Annotated in this window: 19 protein-coding genes and 1 pseudogene; 14 read left to right on the top strand and 6 right to left on the bottom strand. The window is 40.8% G+C overall.

Features of this window, described 5'->3' with window-relative positions:
- From R2B77_RS15735 to R2B77_RS15705, 7 genes are all read left to right on the top strand, one after another.
- A partial coding sequence (locus tag R2B77_RS15735) for a sigma-70 family RNA polymerase sigma factor (protein ID WP_322555748.1) occupies positions 1-522 on the top strand: 522 nt, incomplete at its 5' end.
- Positions 523-1,833, top strand: coding sequence for a DUF4179 domain-containing protein (locus tag R2B77_RS15730; RefSeq protein ID WP_203249134.1), 1,311 nt, complete (start codon positions 523-525; stop codon positions 1,831-1,833). It begins immediately after the preceding gene.
- A 157-nt stretch (positions 1,834-1,990) separates the two neighbouring features.
- Positions 1,991-3,568: an FAD-dependent oxidoreductase gene (locus R2B77_RS15725; RefSeq protein ID WP_203249133.1), complete on the top strand. Its 1,578-nt coding sequence runs from the start codon at positions 1,991-1,993 to the stop codon at positions 3,566-3,568.
- 112 nt (positions 3,569-3,680) lie between these two features.
- Complete coding sequence (locus R2B77_RS15720) at positions 3,681-4,079, top strand: DUF5412 family protein (protein ID WP_203249132.1); 399 nt, start codon at positions 3,681-3,683, stop codon at positions 4,077-4,079.
- A 17-nt stretch (positions 4,080-4,096) separates the two neighbouring features.
- Positions 4,097-4,783, top strand: a complete 687-nt coding sequence (locus R2B77_RS15715) for a YwaF family protein (RefSeq protein ID WP_203249131.1) — start codon at positions 4,097-4,099, stop codon at positions 4,781-4,783.
- 81 nt (positions 4,784-4,864) lie between these two features.
- Positions 4,865-5,605 (top strand): EcsC family protein, encoded by a 741-nt coding sequence (locus R2B77_RS15710; protein ID WP_203249130.1) that lies wholly within the window; start codon positions 4,865-4,867, stop codon positions 5,603-5,605.
- The gene (locus R2B77_RS15705) at positions 5,589-6,389 is read left to right on the top strand and encodes a DUF4097 family beta strand repeat-containing protein (RefSeq protein WP_203249129.1); all 801 of its coding nucleotides are present in this window, start codon (positions 5,589-5,591) and stop codon (positions 6,387-6,389) included. Before R2B77_RS15710 ends, R2B77_RS15705 begins: the two co-directional genes overlap by 17 nt.
- A 14-nt stretch (positions 6,390-6,403) precedes the next feature.
- Here the strand turns inward: R2B77_RS15705 and R2B77_RS15700 are convergent, their stop codons facing one another.
- Positions 6,404-7,021, bottom strand: coding sequence for a nucleotidyltransferase family protein (locus R2B77_RS15700; RefSeq protein WP_203249128.1), 618 nt, complete (start codon positions 7,019-7,021; stop codon positions 6,404-6,406).
- Positions 7,018-8,016 (bottom strand): XdhC family protein, encoded by a 999-nt coding sequence (locus R2B77_RS15695; protein ID WP_203249127.1) that lies wholly within the window; start codon positions 8,014-8,016, stop codon positions 7,018-7,020. The genes R2B77_RS15700 and R2B77_RS15695 overlap by 4 nt, the downstream gene beginning before the upstream one ends.
- 147 nt (positions 8,017-8,163) lie before the next feature.
- Here R2B77_RS15695 and R2B77_RS15690 point away from each other — a divergent pair, with 147 nt between their 5' ends.
- From R2B77_RS15690 to R2B77_RS15670, 5 genes are all read left to right on the top strand, one after another.
- Positions 8,164-9,042 carry a YIEGIA family protein gene (locus tag R2B77_RS15690; protein WP_203249126.1) on the top strand — a complete coding sequence of 293 codons (879 nt, stop codon included), beginning with the start codon at positions 8,164-8,166 and terminating at the stop codon, positions 9,040-9,042.
- A gap of 81 nt (positions 9,043-9,123) precedes the next feature.
- Positions 9,124-9,318, top strand: a complete 195-nt coding sequence (locus R2B77_RS15685; protein WP_322555747.1) for a capping complex subunit for YIEGIA — start codon at positions 9,124-9,126, stop codon at positions 9,316-9,318.
- Between the two features lie 19 nt (positions 9,319-9,337).
- The gene (locus tag R2B77_RS15680) at positions 9,338-11,659 is read left to right on the top strand and encodes a xanthine dehydrogenase family protein molybdopterin-binding subunit (RefSeq protein ID WP_203249124.1); all 2,322 of its coding nucleotides are present in this window, start codon (positions 9,338-9,340) and stop codon (positions 11,657-11,659) included.
- Positions 11,656-12,486: an FAD binding domain-containing protein gene (locus R2B77_RS15675; RefSeq protein ID WP_203249123.1), complete on the top strand. Its 831-nt coding sequence runs from the start codon at positions 11,656-11,658 to the stop codon at positions 12,484-12,486. The genes R2B77_RS15680 and R2B77_RS15675 overlap by 4 nt, the downstream gene beginning before the upstream one ends.
- The gene (locus R2B77_RS15670) at positions 12,483-12,977 is read left to right on the top strand and encodes a (2Fe-2S)-binding protein (protein WP_203249122.1); all 495 of its coding nucleotides are present in this window, start codon (positions 12,483-12,485) and stop codon (positions 12,975-12,977) included. Before R2B77_RS15675 ends, R2B77_RS15670 begins: the two co-directional genes overlap by 4 nt.
- Positions 12,978-12,999: 22 nt before the next feature.
- On the opposite strand, the gene R2B77_RS15665 is transcribed toward R2B77_RS15670, so the two are convergent.
- Positions 13,000-13,329 carry a hypothetical protein gene (locus R2B77_RS15665; protein WP_203249121.1) on the bottom strand — a complete coding sequence of 110 codons (330 nt, stop codon included), beginning with the start codon at positions 13,327-13,329 and terminating at the stop codon, positions 13,000-13,002.
- Positions 13,330-13,537: 208 nt separating this feature from the next.
- On the opposite strand from R2B77_RS15665, the gene R2B77_RS15660 reads away from it, so the two are divergent.
- Positions 13,538-14,206, top strand: a complete 669-nt coding sequence (locus R2B77_RS15660) for an HAD family hydrolase (protein ID WP_203249120.1) — start codon at positions 13,538-13,540, stop codon at positions 14,204-14,206.
- 26 nt (positions 14,207-14,232) lie between these two features.
- Here R2B77_RS15660 and R2B77_RS15655 read toward each other — a convergent pair.
- Both R2B77_RS15655 and R2B77_RS15650 read right to left on the bottom strand, forming a co-directional pair.
- Positions 14,233-14,304: pseudogene (locus R2B77_RS15655) on the bottom strand (aspartate racemase); the annotation flags it as partial.
- Positions 14,305-14,397: 93 nt separating this feature from the next.
- Entirely contained in the window at positions 14,398-15,669 is a 1,272-nt protein-coding gene (locus tag R2B77_RS15650; protein WP_203249119.1) for a LysM peptidoglycan-binding domain-containing protein, read from the bottom strand.
- A gap of 541 nt (positions 15,670-16,210) precedes the next feature.
- Between R2B77_RS15650 and R2B77_RS15645 the strand changes: the two genes are divergently transcribed.
- Positions 16,211-16,306, top strand: a complete 96-nt coding sequence (locus tag R2B77_RS15645; RefSeq protein ID WP_232843532.1) for a putative holin-like toxin — start codon at positions 16,211-16,213, stop codon at positions 16,304-16,306.
- Positions 16,307-16,655: 349 nt separating this feature from the next.
- On the opposite strand, the gene R2B77_RS15640 is transcribed toward R2B77_RS15645, so the two are convergent.
- Positions 16,656-16,859: a cysteine-rich CWC family protein gene (locus tag R2B77_RS15640; protein ID WP_203249118.1), complete on the bottom strand. Its 204-nt coding sequence runs from the start codon at positions 16,857-16,859 to the stop codon at positions 16,656-16,658.
- Between the last annotated feature and the right edge of the window lie 813 nt (positions 16,860-17,672).

Here is a 17,672-nt window from a genome sequence, read left to right as displayed (position 1 = left end):
CTTACTACTAATATACGAGGGGGTGAAGGTATGGAATTAGTGAAACGAGCCATTGCGGGTGATGAACGGGCTTTGTTAAAGCTATTGGCCCGACATGAAGATACGCTCTATCGCACGGCTTATGCATATTTGAAAAATGAGCATGATGCTATCGATGCTATGCAAGAGCTGACGTATCGTGCTTTGAAAAAAATTCATACTGTCAAGGAACCAGCATACATAGCGACGTGGCTTGTCCGAATGATGATCAATATTTGTTTAGATATGAAAAAGAAGCAAGAGCGACTTGTCTACAATCACGAGGTAGAACTCGTATCGACGGATCAGCAGCCATTTGAAATAGCTGATATAATTGCCGGCTTGCCAATTGAGCAACAGGAATTGATTTACTTAAAATACTTCCAGGACATGAAGAATGGGGACATTGCACAACTGAAAAAAATTCCCGAAGGCACCGTAAAATCAAGGCTACACACGACCTTAAAAAGATTACGCGTACTCATTGAAAAGGAGGAACTATAAATGACCAACTTGAATGAACAGGACTGGCAGAGATTAACAGGGGAATTAGAAACGATTGAAATTCCAAAAGAAGCTTTACATCAGGCACGTGTACAGGCCTTGCATCAGCATCGTCTGACTAAGAAGAGAAAACGCTATCTGTATGCCACTGTTAGTGTAGCCGCTATTGTACTATTGCTGTTTGCAACTTCCATTCGTGTATCTCCCGTATTTGCACAAGCAGTTGCCAAAATCCCGGGATTTTCTTCTATTGTGAATATGATTGCTTATGATAAAGGAATCAGCGATATTGTTGAAAATAATTACTATGAAGAACTCGGAGTTGTGGTAACTAAGGGTGATTATACCTTAACTTTACAGAGCGTCGTAGCTGATTATTCGGGCATGACTATATTCTATAATATTAAATCCACTTTTAATGACCCTGAAGTGAGAATAACTTCTTTAGGGGTGTCACAACAAGGCATGCCATGGGGTGTCGCAAGTTCCTACATTGGTTCACTAGTGGGTGGAACCGCCTTACGTGCAGACAAAGTTGAAATTAGGTCTGCCGATGAATTATCGTATGATAATATGTCATTTGAATTTAATTTACACTTGGATGATCCAGCAGAAACAAAATTCGCCGTGCCGTTCACACTTACTAAGCCCATTAAACAACCAAAAGTATATAAAGTGAACCAATCTGTTGCTGTCGATGGTCAAACGATTCATATTAAACAGTTGGAAATTTCTCCGTTACGTGCAGAAATCCGACTAGCTGCTGACGAGCAAAACACGATGCAATTACTAAAGTTCAGATCGGTTCGGTTGATTGATGAAAACGGTGAAGATTGGGGTCAAACAAGAGATATGGAGGAGGGCTTCGGCATATCGCGTGACGGTGAGATAAGCATACGTATGCAAAGTAATTACTTCAGGCAACCGAAAGAACTAACATTAGTGATGGAGAGGATTGAAGCACTTCCGAAAGACTCTGATTATATTGAGATCGATTTTGAAAAGCAGAAAGTGCTGTATGTACCGAGTGAGCTGGATATCGATGTTCAAGTGCTATCGAGTAATATAGTAGAAGTCACTTATCCAAAGGCTGTAGAGAGCCAACTAATTGGTAAAATAGTGAACCGAGAAAACAATAAGCTCAATGGAAGTTTAAACTCAGGAATCTATAGCAGAGAAAATGGATATCAAAAAGACACTTACACCTTTAATTTTGAGAACGAATTGAATCCACTTCGTCTGCATATCAATAGCTATCCTTTATATTTGGATGGAACAGTTGAAATTGACATTCCATTGGACGATGAATAGTATGTAACACTACTGACAGATGCATCATGCGTCTGTCAGTTTTTATTACGTAAGGGGGGATTTAGACTTCAATCACTTTTAATGGAAATGAACCGTGTATATTCCAACAACGAATGGGAATCCTTTAAGTATCAAAGTAGCTAATGGAGGATTTATAGTGACCCATCAAAATCGTGAAAATGTTAAATTGCCACAGGATTCACAGTCCTATTGGAGGACGGCTGTTGAATTTCCGGAGTTTCCAAGTTTAGAAGAGGATCTACAGGTTGACGTTGTTATTGTAGGTGCAGGTATTACCGGAATTACATCTGCTTATCTGTTAGTGAATGAAGGATTAAAAGTCGCCGTTATTGAAGCCGGTAAAGTGTTGAACGGTACGACCGGACACACGACAGCAAAAGTTACGGCGCAACATGATTTAATCTACGATGAGTTCATTCATAATATCGGAAGAAGTCATGCACGTTTATATTATGAGGCAAATCGTGAAGCACTGGATTTTATTAAAAATACAGTGGAACAGCATCAAATTGATTGTGAGTTTAGTATGCAAGATGCGTACATATATTCCACGACTGAGAAATACGCACGAAAAATTGAAAAAGAGGCGGAAGCTTATGAAACACTTGGGATTGAAGGGGGATTAGTCGACAGTATCCCATTCGATATAGTCATCCGAAATGCACTTGTTATGAAAAATCAAGCACAATTTCATCCGACTAAATATTTAGTTCATTTAATCAAACATATTACGGAAAAAGGTGGATTGATTTTTGAGAACACAACAGCAGTGAATATTGAGACAGGGGAACAACCAGTTGTCCTAACTCGTGAGGAACGTCGAATTACTGCCAAACATGTCCTTGCTTGTTCTCACTTTCCATTTTACGAAGGATTAGGACTTTATTCTACAAGAATGTATGCAGATCGTTCGTATGCGTTAGCTGTCAAGTCTAAGAAGAAATATCCTGGCGGCATCTATATTAGTGCGGATGAGCCAACACGTTCTCTTCGTTCTGTCACGATAGATGGCCAGGAGATTGTGCTAATTGTTGGTGAGAATCACAAGACGGGCCAAGGCATAGATACGATGGAGCATTATAAAGCATTGGAGGCTTTCGGTGAAGAGGTTTTTGGGCTGGATGATATTATCTATCGTTGGTCAGCTCAGGACCTTACTACGTTGGATAAATTGCCTTATATTGGGGAACTAACCTCGGGGCAACCGAATATACTCATTGCAACAGGCTTTCGAAAATGGGGAATGTCCAATGGGACCGCGGCTGCGCTGCTGTTTCGGGATATGATTGTAGGAAAAGATAATCCGTTTCAAAAATTATATACACCATCTCGTTTTTATGCACATCCAAGTTTGAAAAACTTTCTAGTGGAGAATGCAAATGTTGTTGGCCAATTAATTAAGGGAAAGTTAGATTCGCCAAAAACAACCCCAGAGGATTTATCTAACGGGGAAGGCGCTGTTGTGACGTTGGACGGACACCGAAAGGGTGCCTATAAGGACGATGCGGGAGAGTTGCACATTGTAGATACAACGTGTACACATATCGGATGCGAGGTGGAATGGAACAGTGGGGATCGCACCTGGGATTGCCCGTGTCACGGTTCCAGATTTTCATTTACGGGAGAAGTGATGGAAGGACCGGCAGAAAAACCGTTACAGAAATATGATTATACAATGCTAGATAACCTGACATCAGAGGATTCTGGTTATTGACAGCATGGTATTAACTAGTAGCATCATTGCCAGGAGTAAACTGTGCGATGGTGCTTTTTTATAGATTGAACTTTCTGCATTCTTTTACGTCTTATTAGCAAGGAGGGTGTTTATGCGTAAAATACTAAAAATCACCTTGAAAATCTTAGGAATCATCCTGCTTGGCCTCATTGGAACGATTGTTTTATTCTTTTTAGCTATTCATTCCATTTTTGGTGGTACTTGCGGCAATGAAGTCCTATCGACAACAGATTCACCAAATGGGAAGTATACGGCACATTTATTTACAAGAGATTGTGGGGCAACGACTGTTGAATCTTATCAACTATCCATTTTGAAAAAAGGGAAAAAGCTTAAAAATAAAGGGGGCAATACATTTGTCGCGAAAGAGGAATATAATGTGGAATGGACAGATGATACAAAGTTAACTGTAGACTATCCTCGATCGACAAAAACATATAAAATGGAAAATAAGGTAGGGATGGTGGATGTTGTTTATCCAGCAAGATAGGGAAATGAGGAGATGAAATGGCTACTTCTTTTGTTATGTTTTCAGTGGCACATATCGCAGTAATCGCTGTGCTGTTCCTGGCAATCGTAGCATTACTTATTGGAAGAAAAAAAGGGCCAGTACCTCAGAAGGTTGAACGTCTTTTTGCACTGTCTTTATTAGCAATGGAAGTGCTGTATCATGTTTGGATGATGACAACGGGCAGATGGACGCTCGCCAGCTCATTGCCATTAGAATTATGCAGCATTAGTTTACTCGTCACTATTGTTCTTCTATGGACAGGGAATAAGCATCTCACCGACTTTGCCTTTTTTGCGGGCATTGGCGGTGCTATTCAAGCTATGGCAACTCCTGTATTAGATCTAGGATTTCCTCATTTCAGGTATTTTCACTTTTTCTATACGCATATTGGCATTATTGTAACGGCGCTTTACTTCACTTGGATGAAAGGCTACAGACCTACTTTTAAAGGTGTTGTGAAGACGATGGTTGTGTTAAATTTACTACTGCCACTTCTGTTTACGGTCAATTACTTGTTTCAAGGGAATTATTTGTTTTTACGAGAGAAGCCCTATAATGGCAGTTTACTAGATTTTTTAGGACCTTATCCGTGGTATATCCTGTCACTTGAGGCTGTTGCGTTTATCATGTTTACCGGTCTGTGGTTGGGGTTCAGGAAGTGGAGAACTACGTCTGAAGGCTGAGAGACAATCACTTCTTAGGTCTATTTTTCTGAAAGGAAATACCATTTATACTAAGTGTAAGCAGTGGAAGGGTGTAAATAGATGATAGATTATTCGGCAAAAGTAGAAGAGGAGTTAGTTTTTTGGAAGCAGAAAATGACCAGACGATCTGGTCCCATCGGTCGTGTCTCTAAAAAAGCACAGGTAAAAGTAAATGGCCTGATTCCAGAAAAGGTTCATACCGTCATAACGGAAAGCATAAAAAATATGGTGAAGGCAACTCTCGTCGGTTCGAATATGACGACGAAGAAGCAGCAAGCAACGGGCTTAAGTTTGTATGAACGTGATGAGCTTTTTAAAGAGAAATTGACGAATTTTCGTAAAACAGCTGTCATCGAGGGTGCGGGAACAGGAGCTGGTGGAATCATGCTCGGTCTTGCCGATTTCCCCTTGCTATTGTCCATTAAGATGAAGTTTCTCTTTGAAGCGGCTGCGGTTTATGGCTTTGATACCAATGAATACGAGGAGCGCCTCTTCATCCTGCATATTTTCCATCTCGCTTTTTCAAGTGAGGAAACACGCAAGGAAACATTGCCTATCATTGAAAACTGGGAACAACAGAAGCATTTGATTGCTGATATGGATTGGCAAGACTTTCAGCAAGAGTACCGAGATCACATCGATTTGGTGAAAATGTTCCAATTAATACCTGGCTTCGGGGCCATCGTCGGTGCGTTTGCCAATTATAATTTGCTTGACCAACTCGGTGAAGTTGCGATGAACTCGTATCGACTTCGCCTATTAAATGAAAGGCGGGATAGTGTTGATGATTTTCAAAAATAAGTTATTTATTGCTTTAGTACTTGTATTAGTAGTTGCAGGGGGTATTTCATTCCTGTTTAAACAGGTGAATGCCTTTGAAAAAAGTGACAGCAAAAAAGTGATCGGTGATCTTTCGTTTTCAAATATTACGATTTCGACCGACAATGCAGCCGTGGAAATTGTACCGACGACGGATTCGGTAGCAACCGTTGAGTATACAGGTAAAACGAAGAAAAACAAGAAATTTATTTTCGAAGCGGATGTAAAAGGAGACACACTTTCTATACTGTTTAAGGAGAAACGCAAGAGTTTGATTCAATTCGGATTTTCCTCACTAGACTTAACGTTAACAGTGCAGTTACCTGAAAAACAATATGAACGACTGCAAGTTGAAACGGATAATGGACGAATCATTGCAGATCAGTTACAAGCACAAGACATTAAACTGGAAACAGATAATGGCAGGATTGAATTGAAACATATAGAGGCAACGACTATCGATGTGAAAACCGATAATGGAAAAATACTTCTTGAAGACATTGAAGGTAAGATGAAGGCGAAGACAGATAATGGGCAAGTTTCTCTTATTACAAACAGTTTAGATCAATCCATCGACTTAGAAACAGATAACGGTAGAATTGAGATTCAAACAGAAACAGAACCTACAAATGCGATCATCGATGCGAAAACGGATAATGGTCGAGTTGAAATATTTGGACAGGAAAATAAGCACGTAACGTTTGGCAAGGGCGAGAATTTAATTAAATTAAGAACGGATAATGGCAGAATTACTGTGACGAAATGATACCTAATGGGCTATCATTTCGTTTTTTCTTTATCCATAAGAAGTAATTGATAATCTTCTGGCGTATCGACATCAAAAACAAGACGTTGGTCAGTACATGGCAATATGTGCCCCTTTTGAAGGATATCTCCTTGTAAAAGTTTTTTTGCTCCTGCATCACCATGTAAGGCAAGGAGTTCAGGATACATGACAGACGACAAAAGGACCGGCGGCATAATGGTTTGATCAAATGATGAGGCGACGAACTTGCATGTCGGATTGTTCTCCATACAAGCAATCATTTCATTGAGCATTTGAACGGTAATGAATGGTTGATCCGCCAGCATAACGAGAACGGCGTCCATTTGATTGGCTTGTGCTCGTCGAATTCCACATTTTAATGATTCGGATTGACCTTCATGGGCGCTGAGACATGGTACGATGGAGCATTTATTGTTCAACTTCATGTCGACAGGAAGCCACCCTACATCATCCGTCTCTTTTGTAATGACATAGATTGCATCCAGCGATGACCTTAGAGCTGTATCGAGTGCCAAGCTACCTAGTGTCATGTATCCAACGTTCAACATTAATTTATTTCGTCCCATTCGGCTACTGCTTCCAGCCGCGAGATAAATACCAGCAATTTTCACACTACTTTCCTCCGTCTAGCGGCAATCAATTCTGCCGCAATGCTAACAGCGATTTCCTCTGGTCCATCTGCATCGATAGCTATTCCAATTGGTGAATGAACACCTGTTGGAATCTCTCCATCAAATAAACGTTTTGTTCTCTTTTTCGAACCTAAAATGCCAACATATAATAACTTTGCGTGACGAATTTGTTGAATGATGTTCCTATCATGTTGAAAGTCATGTGTCATGATAACAATAGAATCGAGCGGGCTGAATTGAATCGCTTCCACCAATTTTCCAACATCACCAATACGAAACGACCTGGCCATTGGAAAATGGATTTCATTGCACAGCGATTGTCGCCAATCCAGTAGGTGCACTGCATAGCCGACATCTTGAGCGAGACGGGCAAGCGGTCGTGCATCAGCACCTGCTCCAATGATATAAAGGGGAGGTTCAGGCCATATGAATTGCACATAAACCCTTTTATCGCGAATGGTTTCTTGTCCTGCCAGATGCTGAAAAGGGATTGTGGCATCCATTTTAAATGGAATGTCATCTTCCCAGCTACCGTACCGTTGATCCTTCTGTGTGATTCCTCCATATTTAGTAAACGAGCTCATAGATTGAATGAAAAGAACAGGTTCTTTTGCCTGTAATACTTGATGCGTTAAACTGAGAAATTGCTTGAAATCCCAATCAATATCTCGCATTAGGATTGAAACAACCCCGTTACACCCTGCGCCACGACCCCAGCTAAGATCATCCTCGGAGCTTAAATCATACTGTACAACCTCTACACTACCCGTTCCAAACAAGTCTCGTGCACGGCTTTGTAAATCATTTTCAAGACAGCCGCCACTAATGACCCCTAACGGAATGCCATCTTGTTGAAATAACATCCAAGCACCTTCTTTTCGATAAGCAGAACCTTCCACATCTACAATCATTGCAAGGACAACAGGTTGCTCGGTATTCAAAGTAGCCTCAATCATTTTTTGGATAGTTTGCAAATACTTCACCTCATTTTATACTTCCAACTATCTCCATTCACTTCATTCTTTAGTCATTTCGTGAAATTGAGAATGTCGTTATAATCAGCTGCTGCGATGGTTAACATATAGTAGATGCAGTAGATGATTTTATAAGGAGTAGTTGTAATGGACAGTTATTTACTACCAGTCGTTATAGGTATAATTTTCGGCTTTGTGGGCCGAACACTGTTATTACGAACCGATTTTCGGCAATATCCGACGTATCCAACAGGTCGAATTATTCACCTTTCTCTCGGTTTCATTGCGGCTTTTATCGGTGCGGTAGCAATTCCTTCCGTTTTAGAATCTGATTGGGCCGCAGTCACTTTTCTTGGTCTAGCCGCGACACAATTTCGTGAAATTAGAAAGATGGAAAGGGATTCCCTTGAAAAAATCGATACGAATGAACTGGTGAAACGAGGTGCACCGTTTATCGAAGGGATGGCGCAAGCGTTCGAAAGCCGTAATTATTTAGTGATGTTTACGGCTTTGGTGACAACATTGTGCTCTGTTTATTCTTTTTGGTTGGGAATGATCGGCGGAATTGTAATGCTCGGCATTGTGAGATTTAAGATGTCAGGTAAGTTATTAAAGGCAATCGCAGATGTCTCGGAGGCGGATATTCGTTTTGAAGGACCGACGTTATTTGTTGGAGATATTCTTATTAAAAATGTTGGCTTGGAGGATACGAGAAAAATCATTACTGAAAAAGCAGTTGGTGCAATTGTCACTCCAAAAAATGAAAATAGCATTGTCACGCTTTCTTATCTTGGGCAACGTCAAGCCATGTTACACCATGTTGCTACCGTGTTGGGGTGCTATCTTGACTCCGGTGAACCGGCGTTAATTCCACTTTCGAAAAGGGATATGGCAGACGGTCGAATTGCGCTGTTCTTTTTGCCGAGAGAGAAAGATTTTGCCCAAATCAAAACAGTATTAGAAAAAGTCCCGGTATTGGACAGTGCAATCCGGATGCCGCAAGAAGCGGATAAAGGGAAATCATAGGGTGAATTGAAGAGTGAATGTTGATTATTATAAATGGCCGCTACTTTGGTTAAACTACTTTTCAAAAGAAGGGAAGTTTGTATGGTGGACAATCAACACGCTGAAATTGTTGCTATTATTACGATGAGACCTGAATTTTTCCAAGGAGGTGGCGCGCCTATTTTTATTGTGCAGGATAAAAAGCATTTGCAAAAGGTGAGCTTAACTTTGGAGAAAATTATGGATGCTGCTGCACATGAAGTGGAAGAGGAAACAATTATTATAGTAGCTCGTTAAAAATCGGGGGTAGTCATGAATGAATAATACAGCACGAATAAGTGTCGGCCAGCCTGCTGCGCGGATCGATACGCTTGATAAGGCAACGGGCATTGTCAAATACATTGGTGATTTAGTAGGTCCAGGTATTCTACATGCCAAACTTGTGACCAGCACAGAGGCGCATGCTAATCTCAAGTCGGTCGACACGGCAGAGGCCTGGAAAGTACCAGGCGTGCGTGCAATCATTACGGGTGATGTTTTCCCTTACCATATTGGTCCACTTCTAGCTGACAGACCGCCTTTGGCATTTAAGAAGGTGCGCTATTACGGAGAACCTATTGCAATCGTTGTAGCGGATCATGAATATCAAGGAAAACTTGCTGCTAGTAAGGTGAAAGTCACGTATGAATCATTACCTGTCGTGAATTCTGTACAACAGGCTTTTCAAATAGATGCACCGTTAGTCCATGATAATTCTGGAGACTATACGAAAATCATCACAGACGTCTATCCTGTGCCCGGTACGAATATTGGCAGTCACAATAAAATTCGAAAAGGAGATTTTGCAAAGGCGTGGGCAGGCTGTGCAGAAACGATTACCGCAACATACGCCTTTAATTTGTCAGATCATGCCGCTTTAGAAACTCGATGCACACAGGTTGAAATCAATTCTGCTGGAAAAGTAACTGTCCACTCCTGTACGCAATCCCCTTATACCATCAAAAAAGTACTGAACCAGTTTTTCAATATTGAAGTAGGAAATGTCATTGTGCATGTACCACAAATTGGTGGCGCGTTCGGAGGAAAGGGAACGGTCCAGTTAGAGCCGCTTGCTTACTTAGCCTCGAAAGCTGTCGGTGGTAAAAAGGTGAAATTACAGTATGAGCGGGAAGAGGATTTGATAACGGCGCCATGTCATATTGGGCTTGATGCGGTCATTAAGCTCGGAGTGTCAAAAGAGGGGAAATTACTTGCAGGTCACTATACGTTCTTGATTGACTCTGGGGCATATACAGACCAGGCTGCTGGGATTACAAGGGCGATGGCGGTCGATTGCACAGGTCCCTACAATATACCAAATGTCTGGTGTGATTCGTATTGCATGTACACCAATCATCCATATGCGACTTCGCTTCGCGGCTATGGACATCCTGAACTTACGTTTGTCGTCGAGAGGACGATGGATAAATTAGCCAAGCAGTTACAGATGGATCCCATCCAATTGCGACTGATTAATGCCATTAAACCCGGCGATACAACACCGACACAAACCGCCCTCACTGCAAATACGGTTGGCGATGCGGCAAAATGTCTCACTCGAGTGAAAGAATTAATTGACTGGGACACTGATGGCGAGGGATATAAAGGCATCAGTTTATTCTGGAAGACATCATCAACCGCAACGAATGCTCAAGCGGCCGCGGTTCTTACATTTGAAGCAGATGGTTCTCTTAACTTGAACTGTGCGGCAGTTGAACTTGGACAAGGCTCAAAAACAGTACTTGCTCAAATCGTCGCGGAAAAGCTGAGCGTCGATATGTCGAAAATCCATGTGAAAATGGAAGTAAATACGCAATACGATCCCCATCAATGGCGTACAGTAGCCAGTAGCACAACCTTTTTGGCAGGAAGAGCGGTACTTGCTGCGGCAGAAGACGCTATTCGCCAATTGAAGAAAACAGCAGCAGTCGTCTTACAATGTGCAGAAGATGATTTAGATATTACCGGGGGCCGCGTTTTTGTCAAAGCCAATCCCCAGTTCGGAGTCACCTATCAGTCTATTGCTCTTGGCTATACATTCCCGAATGGACATACAGTTGGTGGACAAGTTGTTGGTGTTGGCAAACATACGCAAAGACATCTGACGCCGTTGGATAAAGAAACAGGATTCGGAAACCCCGGACCTTGGTGGTCTGTCGGTGCACAGGCGGTCGAGGTTGCGTATAACGAACGGGATTGTACGTACAAACTGTTGAAAGCTGTTACCGTGCTAGATGGAGGAACGATTATTAATCCAGCGACAGCCACACAACAAATGCGAGGAGGCATGTATTTAGGTTTGAGTTTAGCAAGCAGTGAAACCTTTATTTTTGATGACAAGGGCATTCCGCAAAATCCCGATTTAAGAAATTATCAAATGCTGCGATTTGGCGAACAGCCAACGGAATACCTCGTTGATTTTATTGAAACACCCGCCATCGATGGACCGTACGGGGCACGTGGTATTGGTGAGTATGGCGTAATTGGCGTTGGCCCGGCACTTGCTAATGGATTATCGGTGGCGGCACAAGTGGAACTGAACAATTTGCCGCTCACTCCAGAATTTATATGGAAAACGAAGAAGGAGAATCGCCAATGATTGCGTTTGACTTTGATTATTATAAACCTTCCACACTTAGTGAAGCAGTTGATACCTTTCAGCTAGCTCATAATGCTGGTAGACAGGCAATTTTTTATGCAGGAGGTACAGAATTCATCACGTTCGCTCGGACGAATAAAAAAAGAGCAGATGTCGTAATTGATATTAAGGGGATTCCCGAATGTATGATGTTAGAAGTCACTGATGAACAATTGATAATTGGCGCGACTGTTTCCTTAACAACTATTGTGGAATCGAATCTATTTCCTTTATTGGGCGAGACGGTGCAACGAATAGCGGATCATACTTCGCGCAATAAAATCACGATTGGCGGTAACCTCAATAGTCACTTCATTTACCGCGAAGGGATTTTACCTTTCTTATTGGTGAACGCGAGAGGAATGATTGCCGGCAAGGGAAAAGAGAGGATTCTTCCAATAGAACAAATCTTAAACGAGGGACTAAAGGAAGGCGAACTTCTTGTACAAATCCATGTCGATCAACCCTATGTCAAGCTACCTTTTAGCACAATCAAGCGAACAAGAATGTCGAAGGTCGGCTACCCAATCGTAACAGTTGCCGCACTCACAAAAAATAAGCGAATTCGAGTTGCTTTTAGCGGTGTGTGCGAATTTCCATTCAGGTCAGTTGAAATTGAAGAGATATTAAATAATCTTTCTATCTCCAAAGAGGAGCGAGTTAATCAGGTAATCGACCATCTTCCAGGTCCAGTCGTCCAGGACATCCATGCATCGGCAGTGTATCGTCTATTCGTAGTGAAAAATGTGCTAACAGACACATTGAATGCTATGGAGGGGAATAAATGATTGCTTCAAATGATTCACCTAAAAAAATTGTCCACTTACATGTCAATGGAGAAACCCATAATGCCGTCATACGATCTGCCGATACGCTACTGCATACATTACGCGAGCAGCTCGGGCTAACCGCCGCGAAACCGGCTTGTGAAAATGGAGATTGTGGTGCTTGTACAGTCATCATAGATGGACAACCGATGCATTCCTGCCTTTCTTTAACGATGGAAACGGTGCATCAGTCGATTACAACGAATGAAGGACTGTTGGATTCGCCATTGCAACAGGCATTTGTCGACAAATGGGCGATACAATGCGGCTATTGTACATCAGGATTTATTGCCAACTGTCATGCGCTTGTTGAACAGCATCCCGATGCGGATGACAAGACAATCGACGAATGGCTTGCCTCGAATCTTTGTAGATGTACAGGCTATCAGGAGATTAAAGAGGCTGTGAAAAGTGTTTTACAAGCAAAGAAAAACCTGTCTTCAGCTAATTAAATTTAGTCGAAGACAGGTTTTTTTACCCTTTTTTGAAGCTATTATTCCCACTGTTTAGCGACTGAATAAGTTGCAGGGTTTGCGCGGCTTGTTCAATTTGTTGGCGGACTTGTTCAAGTTGTTGTTGAATGGCCGTCGTTGATTCGGTAACGGCAATGCCCTGCATCTGGTTCATGAGCTGCGATGCTTGTTGAAGCTGTTGCTGCGCTTGTTGTACGGCTTGTAAGTCGTTGGCGGTATTATTTTGCTGCAATGTTTGCACAGCTTGTTGCATTGTTTGAAGCGTTTGTTTTTTCAGCGTGTGGAATTGTTGTTCAATTTGTGCCGGATTTGTTTGTGTTTGTTGTTTCAAGCAAAGGACTCCTTTCGGTTATGTCCTTTACAGTGTGCGTAAAGAGTGGGACTTTTAATCACGGTAAGGGGAGGATCATATATATCAAAACATTTCTCTCGGTCTAATGAAAGGATTTTTGGATAAACTTACATAATTTTGGTAGTATTCTTTCATTAGCTCTGTATAATTGGATTTATAGACAGCTATGGATTGGAGGAATATTGACATGATTAAAGCGGTGCTATTTGACCTAGACGGGACGTTGTTAAATCGAGATGCATCTGTCGAGCGATTTATCGACTCACAATATGAGCGTTTGCACGAATATGTTGGACATATCGGAAAAGAAACATTTATTTCTAGATTTATCGAATTTGATTGTAGGGGTTATGTTTGGAAGGATCGGGTATACCAACAAATGGTTAAAGAATTTAAAATAGACAAGTTAACCTGGGAGCAATTACTTCAGGATTATGTGGAGCAATTTCAACACCACTGTGTACCATTCCCAAACCTTCACGAAATGCTGCAATCACTTGTGGATCAATCAATACCCTTGGGTATTATCAGCAATGGAAAAGGGCAATTCCAACTGGATAATATCAAAGCGCTCGGTATTGAGCATTATTTTGAAACAATTCTAATATCTGAAACTGAAGGCATTAAAAAACCAGATCCACGGATATTTGAGAAAGCATTACAGCAGCTTGATATTCCAGCGAGTGCATGTCTGTTTGTGGGGGATCATCCGGAAAACGATGTGAAAGCCTCTCGGGATGTAGGCATGTTAGGAGTTTGGAAGAAAGATTCGCAATGGGTTGACGTTGATACTGATTATGTCGTAGAGGATTTACTGGAGGTATGTTTAATTCTCGGGGAATTAGCTGTTCGATGATTGTTTCAGTTCATCTTTTATTATATTTCACACAGAATACGGTAATATTCTGCAGATGACTCCCAGCTCATGCCACCGATCTGACCAATTGTCTTCATGAGAAATCTCCTCCAAATAGTAGTGTAAGTTTTATTGTGCTTAATCAATCTATATCAGCATTATACGTTTGAATTATCGTACCGACAATCACTTTACACCCTTTTACGAATAGTAAAGTTGTCTTCTAGTAACAACCAGTTTTGCGGGAATGGGTAGCCGAGCACCCAATAACTGATTCCACGTAGATTAAATGCTTTCACCATCGTAAATTTAGCTTGGGCGCTACGAGCATCTTCAAACCACACTTCGTGGTTTCGTCCTTGGGCATCCGTGTAGCGAAAAAATGGAGACTGGGCAATAGGGTCATATTGGATTGCCGCCCCATATTGGATAGCTCTGCGAATGGCTTCTTGTTGACTGAACGTTTCAGCCTCCTGTCCCTGTACGTGGGGAACTAGCCAGTCGCGTGCGTAAATTTGAAAACCGAAGAAAATCTTATCCCGAGGAATAACTGTGACCGCATAATCCAGCACGCGTTTTATTTGATTAAGCGGTGAAATAGCTTGTGGTGGTCCAAATCGATAGCCCCATTCATACGTCATCAATACAACAAAATCTACAATTTTTCCATGTGCTTCATAGTCATGTGCCTCGTACAATAATCCTTGCTGCTCACTGCTAACTTTAGGGGCTAGGGCTGAGGAGACAAAAAAGCCTTCGGGATGCAATCGGTCAACAGCCTGTTGCAAAAATTGATTGTAGTTTTCACGGTCGTCAGGAAATACATTTTCAAAATCCACATTTAACCCTTTATACCCTTTGTCTTTCATGACGTTAAGTATATTTGTTAGCACCTTTTCCTGAAGTTCACTACTGGAAAGGATTGTATGTGCAAGACCGGATCCAGCAGCTGTTGCGCTGAAATTCGTGATAGCCATCACAGGCACGATTCGTTCGGCTGCAGCAGATTGAAGCATAGCTGTGTCATCGAGTGTAGATAGACTACCGTCTTCCTGCACACTATAGACGAAGGGCATCCAATAAGTTAAATACCGGCCTATTTCTTGAAGCTCCCTGGCACCCATTTCTCCTGTGTTAATCGTATAAGCGTTCACATCGATAACTGGTTTATGGATGGGAATAGTTAAACGCAAACCGGCTACAATCATATTTGGATTTTGAAGCTGATTTGCCCTTACAATTTCTTGAATGGTTGTACCGTAGCATTGCGCAATTTCCCATAAGTTTTCACCAGACTGAACATAGTGCGTCCCAGGTGGTGTTGGAATAACAAGAGCCATACCAGGTACCAATTTATTCGGATTTTCTAACGCGTTTACCGAGACAATTTCAGTAACTGTGATGCCGTATCGCTGGGAAATCAACCATAATGTTTCTCCGGGATGTACCACATGGATTTGCATGTAGTCCTCTCCTTATCTTTTTCATATTATTTCGTGAGTGCGGTGGATTAATAATTTCATTGCAAAGGAGACGATATTTCCGAAAGCAGGGAATTAGGTAAAGCATAGAACTTTAGATAACATAATATTATTATTGATTGAACTAACATTATCATATAGAAGACTAAAGGGGAATTGAGTAAGGCCATTCATTTATAGCTTCAATTAGGGCATAGGTAGTGATTTGCTGAATTAATTGTTAATTAAAGGATAGTTGTTCTGAAAAGTACCTTAAGAACGTATGTATGAAGTAGGGGAATCGATTAGAATAGGTAAAGTTGGATTTCCCTTACATTTAGTAAAATCTAATCTTAAAAAGGAAGGGGGAATTTCTATTCATTGAACATGAAATCAAGCATACCTAGCAGTCTTATTTAACATATTCTAGATCTAGGCATTTTATTCATAGAAAACTTTATTGTTTGCGGCATTTGAAATAAGGTATTCGAGACATTGTTAGAAAGCGAACGTAAACTGAAGAAACTTGAAAGGAGGATTACAAATGACTATATTCCAAGCGATTGTACTGATGATAAGCTTTTCCTCGTTAATTGTTGCGGTCATTGGACTAGCTGATAAAATCTCACAAAAAAAATAATCCACTTATGAGTTTAGCGCCCAAGTGGATTATTTTATCAGTGATACGGATTCCTAGAAAAAGAACCTAGTATCTTATTGATGGACCGTTCGATGTTGGCGCATCGGGCGGTCATTTTACTATAATCATCATCTAAACATATTATACGTAGAAGTTTCGAAGTTTGCTAGAAAATTAATAGACGTTCAACTAGTTGTCATTTATTATTCATTAATCATGGACTAATCACTTGAAGTTGATGTGGGATTCCATAAATAAATAACTTATAATATTATTATGTAAACTTAATTGTTATGAGTAGTACAGTTACTACTTATAACAAAACATTATCCTGTGAATCTTTTTTATCCTAATTTTGAGACTTAAATTCCACCATACAAATTTCACAAATACAAATTTTTTCACGCTCAGGTGGCAGCAACTCAAAAATCTCTTTTGGAAAGCCCGCTTTAAAACACCAACAATCTCCAGCTGAAGGATTGTTAATCAGCCCACACTTATTATCTTTCTTACAGAGCGAACAAAGTTTAGCCTCATATATTTCTAAAGTCATGTACAATCACCTTTACTTTTTTTTAATTGACTTCATCATACCGTCAATCTTTTCAGAAACCTAACATCTACTAGAGAGAACGAACAATCCTACACTTGGGGGGAATGACTATGGCGAAAAGAAATCGTGGAAAAATATTGAATAGACTGCCATCCAATGGACGAGGCGATTGCCCTTTGTGTAATCGGAGAAGAGTCAAGTTATTGTATGCCCATAAAATAGAGCCGACTAAAACCGTGCAAGTGTGTAAATTTTGTCGAGATAGATGAATGGATTGTACATCACTTTTCATAAGTGGTGTACTTTTTTTGTCTATAATGAAAAGAAAAAGGATATACAAAAAAATTAATTCAAACTTTTTACGAACTATTTACGAATATACTTATAGGATGGTAATGATTATGAGGAAGCATGTGGTGAACTATGGAAAATGACAAGCGCTGGATACGGCAAATAAAAAAAATGGTAGTGAAATTGCGGCAACAATCTTGTTTCGAAGTATTACAACAAAATGTTAGCCATGTCCTTTTCAAGCATTGTTCCAAATACGATGGCATTGATTGGAATTCAAATCCCGTTTATTATTGGAATACTCATTTTTGGAATGAAACCGATGTTCAGTTACATCATCTCGATTTGGAACCCTTTATGGCTAGTCCCCATAGCATATAGCGCGGTGGTTGCCATTGGTATAACCTTTGTCATCTACCTTTGGATGCGTGAGAAAAAGAGAGATATCGTATTGTAAGCGAAATTGTACATGATAAAATAGGAAATGAAACTAAAGAGGCTGTCTAATAAATCCTTAAAATA

This window comes from Sporosarcina beigongshangi (genome assembly GCF_033485195.1).
Classification (GTDB): domain Bacteria; phylum Bacillota; class Bacilli; order Bacillales_A; family Planococcaceae; genus Sporosarcina; species Sporosarcina beigongshangi.
The sequence above is the reverse complement of the archived record's forward strand: the minus strand, read 5'-3'. Positions and strand labels throughout refer to the sequence as shown.